Source organism: Bradyrhizobium zhanjiangense, assembly GCF_004114935.1.
Classification (GTDB): domain Bacteria; phylum Pseudomonadota; class Alphaproteobacteria; order Rhizobiales; family Xanthobacteraceae; genus Bradyrhizobium; species Bradyrhizobium zhanjiangense.
On the sequence record NZ_CP022221.1, the window covers coordinates 3619697 to 3636757 of the forward strand.

13 protein-coding genes are annotated in these 17061 nt (G+C 63.5%); 5 read left to right on the plus strand and 8 right to left on the minus strand.

Going from position 1 to position 17061, the window contains the following annotated elements; all coding sequences use genetic code 11:
- Positions 1-45 precede the first annotated feature (45 nt).
- From XH85_RS16995 to XH85_RS17015, 5 genes are all read right to left on the minus strand, one after another.
- A complete protein-coding gene (locus tag XH85_RS16995) occupies positions 46-1329 on the minus strand; it encodes an ABC transporter substrate-binding protein (protein ID WP_128932710.1) in 1284 nt (427 codons plus the stop codon).
- A 43-nt stretch (positions 1330-1372) separates the two neighbouring features.
- Positions 1373-2446, minus strand: a complete 1074-nt coding sequence (locus XH85_RS17000) for a branched-chain amino acid ABC transporter permease (protein WP_128932711.1) — start codon at positions 2444-2446, stop codon at positions 1373-1375.
- A gap of 3 nt (positions 2447-2449) precedes the next feature.
- The gene (locus XH85_RS17005; protein ID WP_091891860.1) at positions 2450-3343 is read right to left on the minus strand and encodes a branched-chain amino acid ABC transporter permease; all 894 of its coding nucleotides are present in this window, start codon (positions 3341-3343) and stop codon (positions 2450-2452) included.
- A 220-nt stretch (positions 3344-3563) separates the two neighbouring features.
- Positions 3564-5495 carry a long-chain fatty acid--CoA ligase gene (locus tag XH85_RS17010; RefSeq protein WP_128932712.1) on the minus strand — a complete coding sequence of 644 codons (1932 nt, stop codon included), beginning with the start codon at positions 5493-5495 and terminating at the stop codon, positions 3564-3566.
- Positions 5492-6355: an ABC transporter ATP-binding protein gene (locus XH85_RS17015; RefSeq protein WP_128932713.1), complete on the minus strand. Its 864-nt coding sequence runs from the start codon at positions 6353-6355 to the stop codon at positions 5492-5494. The genes XH85_RS17010 and XH85_RS17015 overlap by 4 nt, the downstream gene beginning before the upstream one ends.
- Before the next feature lie 292 nt (positions 6356-6647).
- Here XH85_RS17015 and XH85_RS17020 point away from each other — a divergent pair, with 292 nt between their 5' ends.
- Positions 6648-7322: a Crp/Fnr family transcriptional regulator gene (locus XH85_RS17020; RefSeq protein WP_128932714.1), complete on the plus strand. Its 675-nt coding sequence runs from the start codon at positions 6648-6650 to the stop codon at positions 7320-7322.
- Here the strand turns inward: XH85_RS17020 and XH85_RS17025 are convergent.
- Positions 7319-8581, minus strand: a complete 1263-nt coding sequence (locus XH85_RS17025) for an MFS transporter (RefSeq protein WP_128932715.1) — start codon at positions 8579-8581, stop codon at positions 7319-7321. The two genes, XH85_RS17020 and XH85_RS17025, sit on opposite strands and share 4 nt — an antisense overlap.
- A 292-nt stretch (positions 8582-8873) precedes the next feature.
- On the opposite strand from XH85_RS17025, the gene XH85_RS17035 reads away from it, so the two are divergent.
- Positions 8874-12188: an adenylate/guanylate cyclase domain-containing protein gene (locus tag XH85_RS17035; protein ID WP_128932716.1), complete on the plus strand. Its 3315-nt coding sequence runs from the start codon at positions 8874-8876 to the stop codon at positions 12186-12188.
- A gap of 15 nt (positions 12189-12203) precedes the next feature.
- The gene (locus tag XH85_RS17040) at positions 12204-12884 is read left to right on the plus strand and encodes a peroxiredoxin-like family protein (protein WP_091891877.1); all 681 of its coding nucleotides are present in this window, start codon (positions 12204-12206) and stop codon (positions 12882-12884) included.
- Positions 12885-12997: 113 nt separating this feature from the next.
- Here XH85_RS17040 and XH85_RS17045 read toward each other — a convergent pair whose 3' ends face one another.
- Positions 12998-13837 (minus strand): uroporphyrinogen-III synthase, encoded by an 840-nt coding sequence (locus tag XH85_RS17045; RefSeq protein ID WP_128932717.1) that lies wholly within the window; start codon positions 13835-13837, stop codon positions 12998-13000.
- Between the two features lie 141 nt (positions 13838-13978).
- Between XH85_RS17045 and purU the strand changes: the two genes are divergently transcribed.
- On the plus strand, positions 13979-14842 hold the full coding sequence (purU, locus tag XH85_RS17050; RefSeq protein WP_128932718.1) for a formyltetrahydrofolate deformylase: 864 nt from the start codon (positions 13979-13981) through the stop codon (positions 14840-14842).
- Between the two features lie 73 nt (positions 14843-14915).
- Here the strand turns inward: purU and XH85_RS17055 are convergent, their stop codons facing one another.
- Positions 14916-15209 (minus strand): hypothetical protein, encoded by a 294-nt coding sequence (locus XH85_RS17055; RefSeq protein WP_128932719.1) that lies wholly within the window; start codon positions 15207-15209, stop codon positions 14916-14918.
- Positions 15210-15763: 554 nt separating this feature from the next.
- Between XH85_RS17055 and XH85_RS17060 the strand changes: the two genes are divergently transcribed.
- Entirely contained in the window at positions 15764-16942 is a 1179-nt protein-coding gene (locus tag XH85_RS17060; protein WP_128932720.1) for an ABC transporter substrate-binding protein, read from the plus strand.
- Positions 16943-17061 lie beyond the last annotated feature (119 nt).

Below are 17061 nucleotides of genomic sequence, written 5' to 3' on the forward strand. Positions count from 1 at the left end.
CGCCTTCGCGGGGGATGACGATGGTGCGTGAGGCGAGCCGCGGGCTCACCACCCCAGCAATTCCGGCTTGCGCGGCAGTTCGACGGTCTTGACCTTCTCGAGCTTGATCGTGCCCTTGGCCATGAGGTCGTTGAGGTCGCCGTCGGTCGCACCTGAGACCTTGGTGCGATAGAGGTCGACCTTCAGCGTGCCGCGGTGGTCCTTGTCGGTCCAGGTCGAGGGATTGCAGACGCCGTCCATCCCGGCCGGCACCCAGTTCTTCTTCTGGTAGAAACCCTTGGCGACGTTCTCCCCGGTGGCGCCGCCGTTCTTGGCGGCCCAATCGAGCGCTTCTTTCATGTACAGCGCCGAGCAGACGGCCGCGACGTAGTGCACGGGGCGATAGACCTTGCCGGTGGGATCGGACATCTTGGAGATCTCCATCAGGGTCTTCATGCCGGGCGCATCGCCGCCCCAGCTCACAGCGGTGCGCAGCGGGAAGATCACGCCGTTCGCAGCATCGCCCGCGGTCTTGGCGGCGTTCTCGTCCATGCCCCAAACATTGCCGAGGAACTGGACCTCGACGCCCGCGGTCTTGCAGGCCTTCATCACCGAGATGTTGGAGGCCGCGGTGTTGCCGAGATAGGCGTAGTTGGCGCCCGAAGATTTCAGGCTGAGGCACTGTGCGCTGTAGTCACCCGGCGCGAGCGCGAACACCAGCGGCGGCAGCACCTCGAAGCCGAGCTCCTGTGCCATGGCTTCGCCGGCGGCCTTCGGCGCGTTCGGATAGGGATGGTTGGCGCCCATGTGCACGAATTTCGGCTTGCCGGACTTGCCCTTGGCCTTCCAGTCCTCGGCCGCCCACATCAGCATCGCGCGCAGCGAATCCGAATAGCTCGGGCCATAGAAGAAATTGTAAGGAGCGGGCTTGGCCTTGCCGCTGACGCCTTCGGGATCGGTCAGCGCGGCGGCATAGGAGCCGGACATGTCGGGAATCTTGTCCTGCGCGAGGAAGCCGGTCAGTGCCTCGGTGTCCGCGGTGCCCCAGCCCATGATCGCAGCGACCTTCGAGTCCGGCGCCGACCACTTCTTGTAGAGCGCGATCGCCCGCGGCACCTGATAGCCATAGTCGTTGGTGTCGACGTTGAGCTGCTTGCCACCGACGCCGCCGTTCTTGTTGACCCAGGCGAAGGTATCGGCGACGGCCTGTCCATAGGGCGTGCCGACGTCGGAGGTGCCGCCGGAATAATCGGCAAGATGTCCGAGCGCGATCTGCGCCTGCGCGCTTGCCGAGAATACGGCGATCGCAAGCGCGAGTGATGCGGTGCTCAAAAGGGACTTCATCGTCATGGGGTCGGTTCCTCCTGTTATTGTTTAAGTGAAGTTTCCGCGCTCAATGCGAGAACGGGTAGAGTTTCCAATAAGCCTTGATCTGCCGCCAGCGATGCGCGAGCCCATCGGGCTCGAACATCAGGAACGCGATGATGATCACCCCGATCGCGATCTCGCGCAGGAAGGTGATGTTGGTGTTGAGCGAGAGCGCCTTGTCGATCGCGCCGCCCTTCAAATGTAGGCTGAGGAATTCCATCGATTCCGGCAACAGCACCACGAAGGCGGTTCCCATCAGCGTGCCCATGATCGAGCCGGTGCCGCCGATAATGATCATGGCCAGGAACAGGATCGAGCGCTCGATGCCGAAACCTTCCTGGGAGACCACGAGCTGGTAATGCGCATAGAGCGCACCGGCGATGCCGGCGAAGAACGCGGCGAGGCCGAACGATAGCGTGCGGTACTTGGTGAGGTTGATGCCCATGATCTCCGCGGAGAGATAATGGTCGCGGATCGCCACCAGCGCGCGGCCGTCCCGCGTGCGCATCAGATTGGTGACGAGGATGTAGCTCGCCAGCACATAGGCCAGCACGACGTAGAAATACTGCCTGTCGCCGCGTAGCGTGTAGCCCAGAATCGAGAACGGCTCGGCGCTCGCCGGCACCGATCCGCCCGAGAACCATTCGGCGCGCGAGAAGAAGTCGAGCAGGATGTATTGCGCGGCCAGCGTCGCGATGACGAGATAGAGCCCCTTCAGCCGCGCCGCCGGAATGCCGAAGATCAGCCCGACCAGCGCGGTGACGATGCCGGCGAGCGGGATTGCGAAGAACACCGGAATCGGCGCGTTGTTGGAGATATAGGCCGAGGTGAAGGCGCCGAGCAGGAAGAACGCGGCGTGGCCGATCGAGATCTGGCCGGTGAAGCCGACCAGGATATTGAGGCCCAACGCCGCGATCGAGAAGATGCCGATCTGGATCAAAATGCTGAGCCAGTAGCCGCTGAAGAATTGCGGTGCGAGGCACAGCAGCAGCACGCCGGCGATCGCAAAATTGCGGCTGGTCGTGGTCGGGAAGATCGTGGTGTCCGCGGCATAAGTGGTGCGGAAATCACCAGCAGGGATGAGGGCAGGGCCGGCCATGGGTTAGATCCGCTCGATGTCGTGGGTGCCGAACAGGCCGTAGGGCTTGATCATCAGCACGATGATGAGGACGTAGAACGGCGCGATCTCGTAGAGGTTGCCCCAGTGCAGGTACTCGCTGTCGACATATTGCGCGACGTTTTCGAGTAGCCCGATGATGATGCCGCCGAGCACGGCGCCGCCGACGGAATCGAGCCCGCCGAGGATCGCCGCCGGAAACACTTTTATGCCGTAGGCCGCAAGGCCCGAGGATACGCCGTTCACGACTGCAACGACGACGCCGGCGACGGCCGACACCGTCGCCGAGATTGCCCAGGCCATCGCGAACACGCTTTTCACAGAAATGCCGAGCGACTGCGCGACCTGCTGGTTGAATGCGGTGGCCCGCATCGCAAGGCCATATTTGGAGGCGCGGAAGAACCATGCCATGCCGATCATCATCGCGACCGACACCACGAGGCTCATGACGTAGACGGTCTGGATTTGGAGGCCGAACAGGCTGACCGATTGGCTCTCGAACACGCGCGGGAACGGCTGCGGATTGACGCCGAACATCCATTTCAGCGTCGCCTGGAGCACGGTGGAGAGGCCGATCGTCACCATGATGACCGAGATGATGGGCTCGCCGATCATCGGCCGCAGGATCAAGACCTGGACCGCGATACCGAACACGAACATGAACACCAGCGTGATCGGCATGCCGATCCAGAACGGCACCTGGTATTTTGCCAGCAGCGCCCAGCATACCCATGCGCCGACCAGCAGCAGCTCGCCTTGCGCAAAATTGACGACCTGCGTCGCCTTGTAGATCAGCACGAACGACATCGCGACCACACCGTAGAGCGTACCGACTACGAGGCCGTTGACGAGGAGCTGGAAGAGGAAGGCGGTGTTCATGCAGATATGCTCGCTGACAAATCCGGCGCGCTCTTCCCCTCTCCCCTTGTGGGAGAGGGTGGCTTCGCGAAGCGAAGACGGGTGAGGGGTTGTCTCGGCAGCAACCGTGTGGAGAGAGGACCCCTCACCCGAGTGAGGGTGTGGTTGGCTGCGGAGATGCCCTCTCCCACAAGGGGAGAGGGCGCATCGGTTGGCATCGCGCGCTGGGTCGGAAGCGAGCTCACTCCGCAGCCTCCGCCATGTGCCCATGCCCGCCCAAATCCACCACGCGTAGTGTCGTGCGGACGCGCTGCGTGGTGCCGTCCTGGAAGCGGATCACGGTGTCGACGGGGATGTCGGCATCGCCGCGGTAGATGGCGTCGATGATCCCTGCGTATTTCTCGTTGATGACCCCGCGGCGCACCTTGCGGGTGCGGGTGAGCTCGCCGTCATCGGCATCCAGCTCCTTGTAGAGCAGCAGGAAGCGTGAGATGCGCTGCGCCGGCGGCAGCGTGGCGTTGACGGTCTCGACCTCCTTCTGAAGCAGCGCGTAGACCTCAGGCCGCGAGGCGAGGTCGCTGTAGGTCGTGAACGAGAGTCGGTTCTTCTCCGCCCATTTCGAGATGATGGAGTAGCGGATGCAGATCATGGCGGCGAGCGCGTCGCGGCCGGCGCCCAGCACCACGGCCTCCGCGATATAGGGCGAGAACTTCAGCTTGTTCTCGATGAACTGCGGCGAGAAGCGCTCGCCGCGCGAGGTCTCGGCGAGATCCTTGATGCGGTCGATGACGACGAGCTGACCGTTGTCATTGAAATAGCCGGCATCGCCGGAACACATCCAGCCGTCCTTGATGTCGGCGACGCTGGCCTCGGGGTTCTTGTAATAGCCGAGGAACATGTTGGGGTGCCGCACCACGATCTCGCCGACGCCGTGCACGTCGGCATTGTCGATCCGGATCTCGACGCTGTCGGCCATCGGTACGCCTGTCGTGTCAGGATCGACCTTGCCCTCGGGATGCAGCGTATAGGCCCCTAGCAGCTCAGTCTGGCCGTAGAGCGTGCGCAGCGGCACGCCCATCGCCTGGAAGAACTTGAATGTATCAGGGCCGAGCGCCGCGCCGCCGGTCGCGGCTGAGCGCAGGCGGGTGAAACCGAGCCGGTCGCGCAGCGCGCGGAACAGGATCGCATCGGCAAAACCCGAGCGCTTACCCTGCGCGAGTGCGGCGAGACCCGATTTCATTCCGACGTCGAACAGACGCTGCTTCAACGGCGTTGCGTCCATCACTTTGGCGCGGACATCGGCGGCGATCGATTCCCAGACGCGCGGCGCGAACAGCACGAACGTCGGCGCGATCTCGCGCAGATCGTTCATCATGGTGTCGGGCTCTTCGACAAAGTTGATTTTCATCCGGCACAACAGGCCTTTGCCAAGCACGTAAACCTGTTCCATGATCCAGGGCAGCGGCAGCACCGAGACGTACTCGTCGTCAGGTCCCTTCGGATCGAAGGCGAGATAGGTCGCGCAATGGCCGAGCACGCGGCCGGCGGCGAGCATCGCGAGCTTCGGGTGCGAGGTGGTGCCCGACGTCGTGCAGAGGATCGCGACGTCCTCACCGTTGGTCGCATCCACGAGCCGGTCGTAAAGCTCTGGCTCCCGAGCGGCGCGCGTGCGGCCGAGCTCGGCGAATTTTTCCGCCGACATCAGCCGAGGATCGTCATATTTCCGCATGCCGCGCGGATCGGAATAGATGATGTGCTTCAGCTTCGGCACGCGCTCGGCAAGCGCGAGCAGCTTGTCGACCTGCTCCTCGTCCTCGGCGAAGACGAGCTGTGCCTCGCCATAGGTCAGGAGATAGGCGGCTTCCTCGTCCAGCACGTCGCGATAGAGCCCGAGGCTCAGCCCGCCAACGGCATGGGTCGCGATTTCAGCCGCGACCCAGTCCGGCCGGTTGTCGCCGATGATGCCGATGACGTCGCCGCGGCCGAGGCCGAGCTCGACGAGCCCGAGCGCGAAGTCGCGCACCCGCGTCTGGTAATCGTTCCAGGTGAACAGGCGCCAGAGCCCGAGATCCTTCTCGCGCAGCGCGATCTCGTTGCCATGCTCCTTCGCGTTGAGCCGGAGCATCTTGGGATAGGTGTCGGCCTGCGCGACGCGTCCTGCATAATCCATCATGCCGCGCTCTCCTGCGCCGGCGTGGCGTCGTCCGGATCGACCAGCACCTCGTCTTCTTCGCCAAGGTAGGCGCGCTTGACGTGGGGATCGGCGAGGACCGCCGCGGGATCGCCTTCGGCGATCTTCTTGCCGAAATCCAGCACCATGACGCGGTGGGAGATGTCCATCACCACGCCCATATCGTGCTCGATCATCACCACCGTCATCCCGAACTCCTCGTTGAGATCGACGATGTAGCGGGCCATGTCTTCCTTCTCCTCGAAGTTCATGCCGGCCATGGGCTCGTCGAGGAGGATGAGGCGCGGCTCCAGCGCCATGGCGCGGGCGAGCTCCACGCGCTTGCGCAGGCCGTAGGAGAGGGTGCCGGCGGTGGCTTTTCGCACCGATTGGAGATCGAGGAAGTCGATGATCTCCTCGACCTTGCGCCGGTGCTCGAGCTCCTCCTTGCGCGCGCCGGTGAGCCAGTACAGCGAACCCGTGAGGAAATTGTTCTTCAGCAGGTGATGGCGGCCGACCATGATGTTGTCGAGCACGCTCATATGGTGGAACAGCGCCAGATTCTGGAAGGTGCGGCCGATGCCGAGCGAGGCGCGGGCAGTCGGCGTCAAACCGGTAATGTCGCGGCCCTGGTAGAAGAGCTGGCCTTCAGTCGGCTTGTAGCGACCGGAAATACAATTCACGATCGAGGTCTTGCCGGCGCCGTTGGGGCCGATGATCGAGAACAGCTCGCCTTCCCTGATGGCGAAGCTGACATCGGTCAGCGCACGGACGCCACCGAATCGCAAGGACACGCCGCGCACTTCGAGACTAGCCACAAACAAATCCCTCCCGGTGATGGCGCATTCAGTGGCGCTCTTCATCCGTTGTTTTCGAACGATCCTAGTACGGTCGTCCCGGTGAGGCCATGCAGCCATTGGTCTCGACCGGACCCCGCGCCGCCTTCGTTCCCATCAGGGATCAAAAGCCGCATCGCCCAAGGTGGCTCTCAATACGGGAAAGCGCTATTTTGAAATGTCTTCGGCCTGACAATTCGGTGACAAAGTTTTTCGGGCGGGTGCGGCGTCCATCTTTCGTCGGATGGCCGCCGAGGTGATCATGTTGCAGTGCAACAGAAGCGCGGAGTGACGAAACGGTGCGGCTGGCCTCTCCATCATGATTTCAGAGGATCATCTGAAGCGCATCGCCGCCTGGTCGCGCGAACTCACGGAGGCCGAGATCGAGGTCGCACGCGCCGGAGTCAGTGAGCGGTCCTACGGCACCGGCGAGACCGTGTTCATGCGCGGCGATACCTTCGACTATTGGGCCGGCATGGTCTTTGGCCTCGCCCGGATGGGCGGCGTGTCGCGCGACGGCAAGGAGACCAGTCTTGCCGGGCTGACGGCAGGCGCCTGGTTCGGCGAAGGCAGCGTGCTCAAGAACGAGCCGCGACGCTATGACGTGGTCGCGCTGCGCGACAGCCGGGTCGCGCTGATGGAACGCAGCGCCTTCATGTGGCTGTTCGAGAACAGCGTCGGCTTCAACCGCTTCCTGGTCCGCCAGCTCAACGAGCGGCTTGGCCAGTTCATCGGCATGCTCGAGGTCAACCGCACGCTTGACGCCACCGCCCGCCTTGCCCGCAGCATTGCCTCGCTGTTCAACCCGATCCTCTATCCCGAATCGACCGCGCATCTGGAGATCACCCAGGAGGAGATCGGCGCGCTCTCCGGCATGTCCCGCCAAAACGCCAACCGCGCGCTGAACCGGCTGGAGAAAGAGGGGCTGCTGCGGCTGGAATATGGCGGCGTCACCATCCTCGCTATCGAGCGGCTGCGCAGCTACGGGGATTAGCGCGCGTTGGCGGGGGCGTGCACCGGCCAGAGGTCGGCGCGCCAGCGGATCGCGATCGCCAGCATCGCGATGATGCCTGCGGCGGCATAAAGCGATCCCGTCGCGGAGTAGCCGATGACATCGATCAGGCTGCCGGCCGCGAGCAGTCCGAGTGGCAGGCCGTAGATCACCATCATGCGGACGCCCATGACGCGACCGCGCAGATGTGCGCTGGCCGTCCGCATCAGGATCACGGCTGCCGAGATCATCGACATGCTCTGCGCAATACCGGCGAGGACGAGGCAGGCCATCGCCACCGGCATGGTCCTGATCTCGACGAACACCAGCAGCATGGCGTACCAGGCCAGCGTCGCGCCGATCAGGAGCCGGGCAATGCGCAATCCGCTGACGAGGCTCAGCGTGATGGAGCCGGTCAGCGAGCCGACGGCGAAGCTCGCCGAGAGATAGCCGAGGCCGGTCTGGTCGGTCTGAAATATCTCCCGCGCGATGTAGGGCAGCAATCCTCCGGTGAAAGGAAATGCGGTGAGATTGGCCAGGAAGGCGACGCACAGCGCCGCGCGCATTCCCGGGCCGTTCCAGGCGTAGACGATCCCCTCCTTGAGGTCGCCAAATAGTCGGGAAACGGCGTGACTGTTGGCCGGGAGATCGCTCGTGATGAGGGTCCTTTTCGGCCGGGTCAGGCAGAGCATGAGCAGCGCAGCCACGAGGTAGAGACAGGCGATCGCCACATATACGAGGCCAATGCCGAGGACGGCGAACAGTCCGGCGCCCGTCAATGCTCCGGCGATGCGGGCGCTGTCCTGGGTGGTGCGCGCAACGCTGATGGCGCCGACCAGTTGCTCCGCCGGCATGATCTCGGCAAGCAGCGCCCCCCGGACGCCGAGGTCGGAGGGGCGAATCAGGCCCATGATCGCGACGATGATCATGACGCTCAGCGGCGACAAATGACCGGTCAACGCCAGAACCATGATGGTCGACGATAGCGCCGTGTAGGCAAGACGCATCGCGACCAGCAGGTCGCGATGACCCATGCGGTCGCCGATCATACCGAATACCGGCGCGACCAGTGTCCCGACGAACTGGAGTGATGCAAGCACGGTGAGCAGCAGCACCGAGCCGGTCTCGACCAGGATGTACCAGCCGAGCACCAGCGTCTCGACCTCGAACGCCCAGGAGGTGAGCAGGTCGGACGGCCACTGGAAGCGATAGTTGCGGATGCGGAATGGCGCGAGCGCGGAAGGTCGTGCGGATGTGCTCAAGATGCGATGACGGGTTTCACGGCGATTCCCTGCCCTCTTTTATTTGTTCTTCTGTTTGGAAGGGTAGCCCCGGCGATGGCCCTGTCAATTGACGCTACCGCATGCCACCATGCTTTGCCGACGACGTGCGGTCCGCCAGTGCGCCCGCAGCATGCTTCGTCGCCCATACAGAGAGGTAGGCTACCGCCGCTTGCTCTTCCGGTGCGCAGAGCCCATTCTGGTCTGCATCCTGGGACCCATTCGGTAGGGGCCAGCAGATCGCGCCATCGCGGCTTCCGCGAGGTCTTGAGCCATGAACTGCTCGGGTTGTGGTTTCGAGGTTCAGAGCGGCTTTGCCTTCTGCCCGAAGTGCGGCACGAAGCAGCCGAACGCGTGCCCTGGCTGCGGCTTTCCATGTGCACCGGATTTTGTCTACTGCCCGAAATGCGGCTCCCTCATCAGCAGGACCACCAACGACGGCGGACAGGCATCGGCGCAGACGAGCCCGGCGACACTCCCAATCAGATCGTCTTCGCCACCGCTCCTGCAGACGGCTCAACACGCATTTCGACCGCAGTCGGACAACGTCGATAGCGAAGCAAACCGCCGCACCATAACCGTGCTGTTTGCCGACCTTAGCGGCTTCACCGCGATGAGCGAGCGGCTCGACCCAGAGGTCATGCAGACGCTTCAGAACCAGTTGTTCGAGGAGTTGACGGCCGCGGTGCAGAGCTTTGGCGGCTTCGTGGACAAGTTCATCGGCGACGCGCTGCTCGCGCTGTTTGGTGCGCCGACTGCGCACGAGGACGACCCCGAGCGGGCGGTCTGCGCCGCCCTCGACATGATCAGCCGGACGGCGCGCCTCAGCGAGCGCGCGAAGGCCTATGCCGGTTCACCTTTGCAGCTCCATGTCGGCATCAACACCGGCCATGTCGTCGCGGGTGGGTTAGGCGTGGGCGTTGCCAAATCCTATTCGGTGACCGGCGATACCGTGAATACGGCGCAACGATTGCAGTCGATGGCGTCTCCGGACGAGGTGCTGGTCGGGCCGTTGACCCACCGTCTGACGCGGCATGCGTTCTCCTATGACTCGCTCGGAGAGATCTCGCTCAAGGGCAAGATGGGCAGCGTTCTGGTCCATCGTCTAAAGGGACCGCTCGATACGCCCCGCGCGGCACGCGGCCTCGACACGTTGGGCCTCGATGCACCACTGATCGGGCGCGACGCCGAGCTTGCGCGCCTGATCGGCAGCCTTGATCGCGCGTGCGGCGGCGCGGCTCAACTGGTGCGGCTGGTTGGCGAAGCGGGCATTGGGAAAACGCGGCTGGTGAACGAATTCGTCGCCCGCATCCGCGATGAGGATCGTTTCGCAGGCGTGGCGATCCGACGGGCGGTCTGCTCGCCGCTCGGCGAACAGTCCTACGGAGCACTCGCCGCCGTGCTGCGTAGCGCCTATGGCATTGCACAGAAGGCGGGCGCCGCGGAGGCAGAGACGAAAGTTGCGGAAGCGCTCTCGGAGTTCGGCCTCGCGGCCGAGGAGGCCGACCGCCTGATGCCTCTCTACTTGCACGTTCTTGGCCTTGGCGATCCCAACGCCGTGCTGAGGCACGTCGAACCGGAACAGCTCCGGCGGCAGATCTTTTTCGCGATCCGTACCATCTTCGAACGGCGCCTCGCCTTGTCGCCGCTCCTGATCATCGTCGAGGATCTGCATTGGGCTGACGCGGTGTCGCTTGAAGCGTTGCGGTTCCTGATGGACCGGCTGGAGCGGACGCGGCTGATGCTGTTGTTTACACATCGGCCAGCGCTGGTGGATCAGTTCGGTTCGAGCAGGATCAGTCACACGACCATTCGGCTGCCTCCGCTTGGCGATGCTGACGGACGAAGGCTGCTCGCGGCGTATTTCAGTTACGGTTGGCGGGAACCGCCGGGACATTTGTTCACCCGAATCCTCGATCGCGCAGGCGGAAATCCGCTTTTCCTCGAGGAGATCATCCGCGGTCTCATCGAAGGCGGGGCCCTGGAGCGTGACGGCGCGCAGTGGCGGATGAAATCGGATGAAGCTGCAGCCGATATTCCAGCAAGCATTCAGGCGTTGTTGCTGGCGCGCCTCGACCGGTTGCCGCATCAGGTACGCCAGGTGGCCCAGGAGGCCGCGGTGATCGGTCCGCGCTTTGATACGGCTGTTCTCGGTGCGGCGGCAACCGAGCCGGCAAGGGTCGAAGCAGGGCTCGAACTTCTGTGCGACGCCGAGCTCATCGAGGAGGTCGCGGGCTCGAGCTCGATGTCGCTGCGGACCTATCGCTTCACGCAGACCATGCTTCAGGACGTGATCTATCAGAACCTGCTCTTGCAGCGTCGGGTCGAGCTCCATGGACGCATTGGTGCCGCTCTGGAGCGGCTCTATGGCAGCGAGCCGGAGCGGCTCGAAGACCTCATCCAGCTCGGACACCATTTCAGCCTGAGCGCAAGCAAGCCGAAGGGCGCGCGCTATCTGCGCGCGGCCGGCGATCGCGCACGCGCGAGCTATGCCAACGACGATGCCATCCGCTTCTACCAGCAATCCCTTGCCGTGCTCCTGAGCGGCGGCGAACGGTCGCCGGAGCGCCTCGTTCTGTACGAGCGCATCGCGGACCTCAGTCGCGCGGTTGGCCGGCGAAGCACGGCCGAGGAGCACTATCAGAGCGCGCTGGAAGGGCACCGCACGGCCGGGGACCGCATCGCAGAAGCGCGAATTCTTCGCAAGCTCGGCGGATTGCTATGGGACGCCGGCAAGCGCATCAGGGCAGAGGAGCGCTATGCCGAGGCGGCAGAACGGCTCGGCGGGACCGACGCGCCGATCGAGTGGGCGCACCTCCTCCAGGAGCGCGGCCGTCTCGCGTTTCGCGTGGGCGATCACGTCGCCGCCGCGCGGTGGGCCGACGAAGCGCTCGGCTACGCGCGGTCGGTGCCGGCGAACGCGGACGAGCAAGCGGGTCTCGAGGCGGCGCGCGCCATTGCGGAGGCGCTCAACACCAAGGCGGTCGCGCTGGCGCGGCTTGGGCGAAACCAGGAGGCGGTGAACGAGGTGGAGCAAAGTGTCGCGGCAGCCGAGACCGCCGGCCTCCTCAACGTGGCGTGCCGCGGCTACACCAACCTTGGCGTGCTCTACACGATCATCGACCCGGCGCAAGCCATGGCGGTTTGCCGGCGCGGCCTCGATGTCGCGAATCGTATCGGCGATCTCGGCTTCCAGGCGCGCCTTCTGGCCAACCTTGCCGTCGCCTGTTGCACCTTCACGGACAGATGTACCGAGGAGGGGGTGCCGGCTGCCGAAAAGGCGATCGAGATCGACCGCGCGCTCGATCAGCGCGAGCATCTCCCGGTACCTTTGATCGTGCTCGGGCAAATCCATCAATGCCACTTCCGCCCCGACATGGCCGCGCGCTGCTACAACGAGGCCATCGAGGTGGCGAGCGAGACCGGCGAGCCGCAGCAGCTGTTTCCATGCTATGATGGTCTTGCGACACTGAATCTTGATCGAGGCGACATGCCCGAGGCCGAGCGGTATTTCGCGCTGGCCCATGATGTCTGCGCCCGGCACGGGCTCGATCCCGCAGGGCTGATCGTACTGCCGTTCCTTGACTAGCCAGGGAGTTCAACCATGTCAGACCGTCATGTAGATGGAACACTTCAGCCGGGCGATCGCGCACCGAACATCGTGCTGGACGCCATCACACGCGAAGGAAAGATAGCGCTCGAGGATTATCGCGGGCATAGTCCAATACTGGTGGGCCTGTTTCGTGGTCTGCACTGCCCGTTCTGCCGGCGCCATATCGCGGCGCAGGCGCAGCTTGATGGCGCGCTGCGCGGGAAGGGGATCGAAAGTCTCACGGTCGTCAACACGCCGATCGACCGGGCGCGGCTCTATTTCCGCTATCATCCATTGCCCAATCTGCTCGCCGCGTCCGACCCCGATCGGGTCTCGCACCGCGCATTTGGCCTCCCTAACATCGAGTTCACGGAGAACGAAACGGAGTGGCCACGCAAGGTGGGCATGGACGCGGTCATGAGCATGCAAGTGGATATGCCCGGCGAGCTGCCCAGCCCGATGAACCGGCCGGCAGCCGCGGAGTACCTCAACAAGAAGGACGGTTACGAGATGACTGAAGCCGACCAGCGTATGGCGGCAACAGGCACGGGGCAGCTGTTTGGCCAGTTCCTGCTCGACCGGGAGGGGATCGTGCGCTGGACGTTCACCGAGGTTCCCGGTGGCGGCCAGCGCATGTTCGGAGCGCCGAGCCCACAGGAGCTGATGTCGGCCGCCTCGCAGGTGGCAGGCTAAAGCATGATCCGGAAAAGTGCGCAGCGGTTTTCCGAAAAGATCATGCTCAAACAATAACCTAAAGCGCGATGACGATTCATCCTAATCTCATCGCGCTTTAGGCATCTTGGCGATTAACCCGCCACCCTCGCTCGTTTCTCGGCGAGCGCCGCAGCCATCGCCGAGATCAGTGGGCGCATGAAATAATGATCTTCCACCGGCGAGACATCAGTGCGCAATCCGTGCGCGGCGAGCTCGCCCGAGACCGCCGGGCCGACTGAAGCAATCAGCGTCCGTTCGAGCCCAGCGCGAAGGCGCGCCTCGCTGCTGTGCGCCTTCGCGGCCTCGAACAGTCGGCGGACCTGGCCGAGATTGGTCAGCGCGATGGAATCGATCCGCCCCTCGGCCATTTCGTCGATCGCGGCGATGATATTGGCATCTGCCGCCTTGGAATCGTAGACATAGGGCAGCACGGTATCGACCTCGGCGCCTTGCGCGGCGAGCGCGCCGGTCAGCGCGCTGTGGTCCTTGTCCGGATAGAGCTGCAGACCGAGACGGTGGCCCTTCAGGTCGAGCCCGCCCAGCATCTCGATCACGCCATCGGTGGTCGGCTTCTCCGTGGTCTGCTGCGCATCGAGGCCAACCTCGCGCAGCGCCCGGCCGGGCTTCGGGCCGCGGGTGAATTTTCGTGATTTGGCAAGCGCTGCCACGAGAGCCTGATCGAGCCCACGAGCGACGGCGAGCTTCATGATCCGCCGCAGGCCTTCGCCGGTCATCAACACGAGGTCGTCGAACGGCTTGTCGATGGCGCGGCGGATCCAGGCCTCGACCGCCGCCGGGTCCGGCACGTCGCGGATGGTGAACATCGGGCACTGCACGACCTCGGCGCCTTGCTCGGCCAGAAGCTTCGCAAACTGCGCCTCCTCACGCGTTTCCAGGATCAGGATGCGGGTGCCGTTCAAGCGGTCGGCCATGGGCGTGCTCCGGTCAAAATCGCAATGGTACGTTCATCCTGACTCTGCGCCCGGGATTGGCGCAAGAGTGGGTCAGTGCTAGAGCGGGGCGCAAATCGCGGGTCGTTCCGCCTCGTTTGCCCAAAACCTTCATCAAGAGCCATGCCTTATCATCAATACGTCCTGACCCTGTCCTGTCCGGATCGCCCCGGCATCGTCTCGGCGGTGTCGACGTTCCTGGCCCACAACGGGCAGAACATTCTCGACGCCCAGCAGTTCGACGACGTCGAGACCAAGAAGTTCTTCATGCGCGTGGTGTTCACCGCGGCTGATCTCGCCGTGGAACTGTCGCCGCTCCAGACCGGCTTTGCCGCGATTGCCGAACGTTTCGGCATGGAATGGCAGATGCGCGACCGCGCCGCGCATCGCAAGGTGATGCTGCTGGTGTCGAAGTCCGACCACTGCCTGGTCGACATCCTCTATCGCTGGCGCACCGGCGAATTGCCGATGATCCCCACCGCGATCGTTTCCAACCATCCGCGCGAGGTTTATGCCGGGCTCGATTTCGGCGGCATTCCGTTCCACCACCTGCCTGTGACCAAGGAGACCAAGCGCGAGCAGGAGGCGCAGATCCTCGACCTCGTCGCCGGCACGGGCACCGATCTCGTCGTGCTCGCCCGCTACATGCAGATCCTGTCGGACGATCTGTCGGCGAAGCTTTCCGGCCGCTGCATCAACATCCACCATTCATTCCTGCCGGGCTTCAAGGGCGCAAAGCCGTATCACCAGGCCCATGAGCGCGGCGTCAAGCTGATCGGCGCCACCGCGCATTACGTCACGCGCGATCTCGACGAGGGCCCGATCATCGACCAGGACGTCGAGCGCATCAGCCATCGCGATACGCCGGAGGATCTGGTCCGCAAGGGCCGCGATATCGAGCGCCGCGTGCTCGCCCGCGCGATCCGCTACCATCTCAACGACCGCGTCATCCTCAACGGCCGCAAGACGGTGGTGTTCGTAGACTAGCGAATGGTGGGTGGCGAGTAGCGAACAGAAAAGAGCGGACTTATTCGCCACTCCTTATTCGCCATTCGCGCCTTCAGCGCACCGCGTTCCCGGACGTCGCGCCCATTGCGCCCTTCTGCGCCTGCTCTTCCTTCTCGCGATCTGCCGCGGGCATCAGCCACTTGCGTTCACGTTCCTTCATGTAGGCTTCGTATTGCGGCGTGCCGGGGCGCGGCGGGGCATTGGCCGGCAGGCCACCGGCCCATTGCGGGATGTAATCGCCTATGCTGGGGGAGAGCTTTTCGTTGACCGTGCCGCAGCCTGCAAGATTCGAAGCCAGCAGGGCGACGACGGCAGCGATCGAAAGCGAACGGAAACGCATATGCATCTTCTACGTCGTGCCCGATCGGGCACGTGTGATGGAACGCCGAACGGGCGCCAGCGGCGGACTGTAATCCTCAATAAGCAAAATTAGCCTATTCGGGGATAGATTCCTTTGTATACACGAAGGTAATTAAGTAGTGATATTTCGTGCTTGAGAGGGCCGTCCTAATCGATATGGTATACATAGCGTATTCACTAACCAGGGAGATCATCCCATGACCGGGAGGACCCAGCGGCAAAAAGCATCCGGGGGATGTTCAAATTCAGGCGGGATTCTCCATTCACGCTGCCGTGGCGTCTCTTCGAGTGCCGCGTCAACAAAGTCGCGGCAAACTGCTTGAGCAACGAAGGCTTTTTCGTTGACAAGACCATCTTATTTGTACAATCGTACAAATCTCCCTGCTTGCGCCGAATGGTCGCCCAACGTCCGATTGACAACGGGGTTGCAGAGGACGCCATGTGGCCGCACGGCATGGCTCGTCCGCGAGTTAAAGCGCGGCAAGGACCGGGCACTCGGTTCAGGGCACAAAAGTCAGGAATTAAGGGGAGGGAGATCTGATGTTCGTACGCAAACCATTTTCTTGGGCCGCCGCGGTGGCTGCCATCTCGGGCCTCGCTGCCGTCGTGCCTGCGAAGGCGCAGGACACCGTCAAGGTCGGTCTGATCCTGCCGATGACCGGCGGCCAAGCCTCGACCGGCAAGCAGATCGAGAACGCGATCAAGCTGTACATGCAGCAGAAGGGCGACACCATCGCCGGCAAGAAGATCGAGATCATCCTCAAGGACGACGCCGCGATTCCGGACAAGACCAAGACCGCCGCGCAAGAGCTGATCGTCAACGACAAGGTCAACTTCATCGCCGGCTTCGGCGTGACGCCCGCCGCGCTCGCGGCCGCGCCGCTCGCGACTCAAGCCAAGATCCCGGAGGTGGTTATGGCCGCCGGTACCTCCATCATTACCGAGCGTTCGCCCTACATCGTGCGCACCAGCTTCACACTGGCGCAGTCCTCGACCATCATCGGCGACTGGGCAGTCAAGAACGGCATCAAGAAGGTGGCGACGCTGACCTCGGACTACGCGCCGGGCAATGACGCGCTGAACTTCTTCAAGCAGCATTTCACCGCCGGCGGCGGCGCGGTGGTCGAAGAGGTCAAGGTGCCCTTGCAAAACCCTGATTTCGCACCGTTCCTCCAGCGCATGAAGGACGCCAAGCCTGACGCGATCTTCGTGTTCGTGCCGGCGGGGCAGGGCGGCAACTTCATGAAGCAGTATGCCGAGCGTGGTCTCGACAAGGCCGGCATCAAGGTGATCGGACCAGGCGACGTCACCGACGATGACCTTCTCAACAACATGGGCGATGCTGTGCTCGGCACGGTCACCGCGCATCTCTACTCCGCGGCGCATCCCTCGCAGATGAACAAGGATTTTGTCGCCGCTTACAAGAAGGCGTTCGGCAACCGTCCGGGCTTCATGGCCGTGAGCGGCTATGACGGCATGCACCTGATCTACGAAGCGCTGAAGAAGACCGGTGGCGACACCAACGGCGACAAGCTGATCGAAGCCATGAAGGGTCAAAAGTGGGAGAGTCCGCGCGGCCCGATCTCGATCGACCCAGAGACCCGCGACATCGTGCAGAACATCTACATCCGCAAGGTCGAGAAGGTCGACGGCGAGCTCTACAATGTCGAGTTCGCTACCTTCGAGGCGGTCAAGGATCTCGGCAAGACCAAGAAGTGACGCGCGAAAGCGCATCATTCTCGAGGCTCACCTCTCCAGCTTGCGGGAGAGGTCGGCGCAGAGCGCCGGGTGAGGGTTCTCTCCTCGTCGGCAGTCTCTCAGTGGAAAGACCCTCTCCC

Bases quoted from the DNA above. Each gene is read 5' to 3' on its own strand.
- XH85_RS17040 (WP_091891877.1), top strand. From the start codon at position 12,204: ATGTCAGACCGTCATGTAGATGGAACACTTCAGCCGGGCGATCGCGCA.
- XH85_RS17045 (WP_128932717.1), bottom strand. From the start codon at position 13,837: ATGGCCGACCGCTTGAACGGCACCCGCATCCTGATCCTGGAAACGCGT.
- XH85_RS17020 (WP_128932714.1), top strand. From the start codon at position 6,648: ATGATTTCAGAGGATCATCTGAAGCGCATCGCCGCCTGGTCGCGCGAA.
- XH85_RS17010 (WP_128932712.1), bottom strand. From the start codon at position 5,495: ATGATGGATTATGCAGGACGCGTCGCGCAGGCCGACACCTATCCCAAG.
- XH85_RS17055 (WP_128932719.1), bottom strand. From the start codon at position 15,209: ATGCATATGCGTTTCCGTTCGCTTTCGATCGCTGCCGTCGTCGCCCTG.
- XH85_RS17015 (WP_128932713.1), bottom strand. From the start codon at position 6,355: ATGAAGAGCGCCACTGAATGCGCCATCACCGGGAGGGATTTGTTTGTG.
- purU (WP_128932718.1), top strand. From the start codon at position 13,979: ATGCCTTATCATCAATACGTCCTGACCCTGTCCTGTCCGGATCGCCCC.
- XH85_RS17035 (WP_128932716.1), top strand. From the start codon at position 8,874: ATGAACTGCTCGGGTTGTGGTTTCGAGGTTCAGAGCGGCTTTGCCTTC.
- XH85_RS16995 (WP_128932710.1), bottom strand. From the start codon at position 1,329: ATGACGATGAAGTCCCTTTTGAGCACCGCATCACTCGCGCTTGCGATC.
- XH85_RS17005 (WP_091891860.1), bottom strand. From the start codon at position 3,343: ATGAACACCGCCTTCCTCTTCCAGCTCCTCGTCAACGGCCTCGTAGTC.
- XH85_RS17000 (WP_128932711.1), bottom strand. From the start codon at position 2,446: ATGGCCGGCCCTGCCCTCATCCCTGCTGGTGATTTCCGCACCACTTAT.
- XH85_RS17060 (WP_128932720.1), top strand. From the start codon at position 15,764: ATGTTCGTACGCAAACCATTTTCTTGGGCCGCCGCGGTGGCTGCCATC.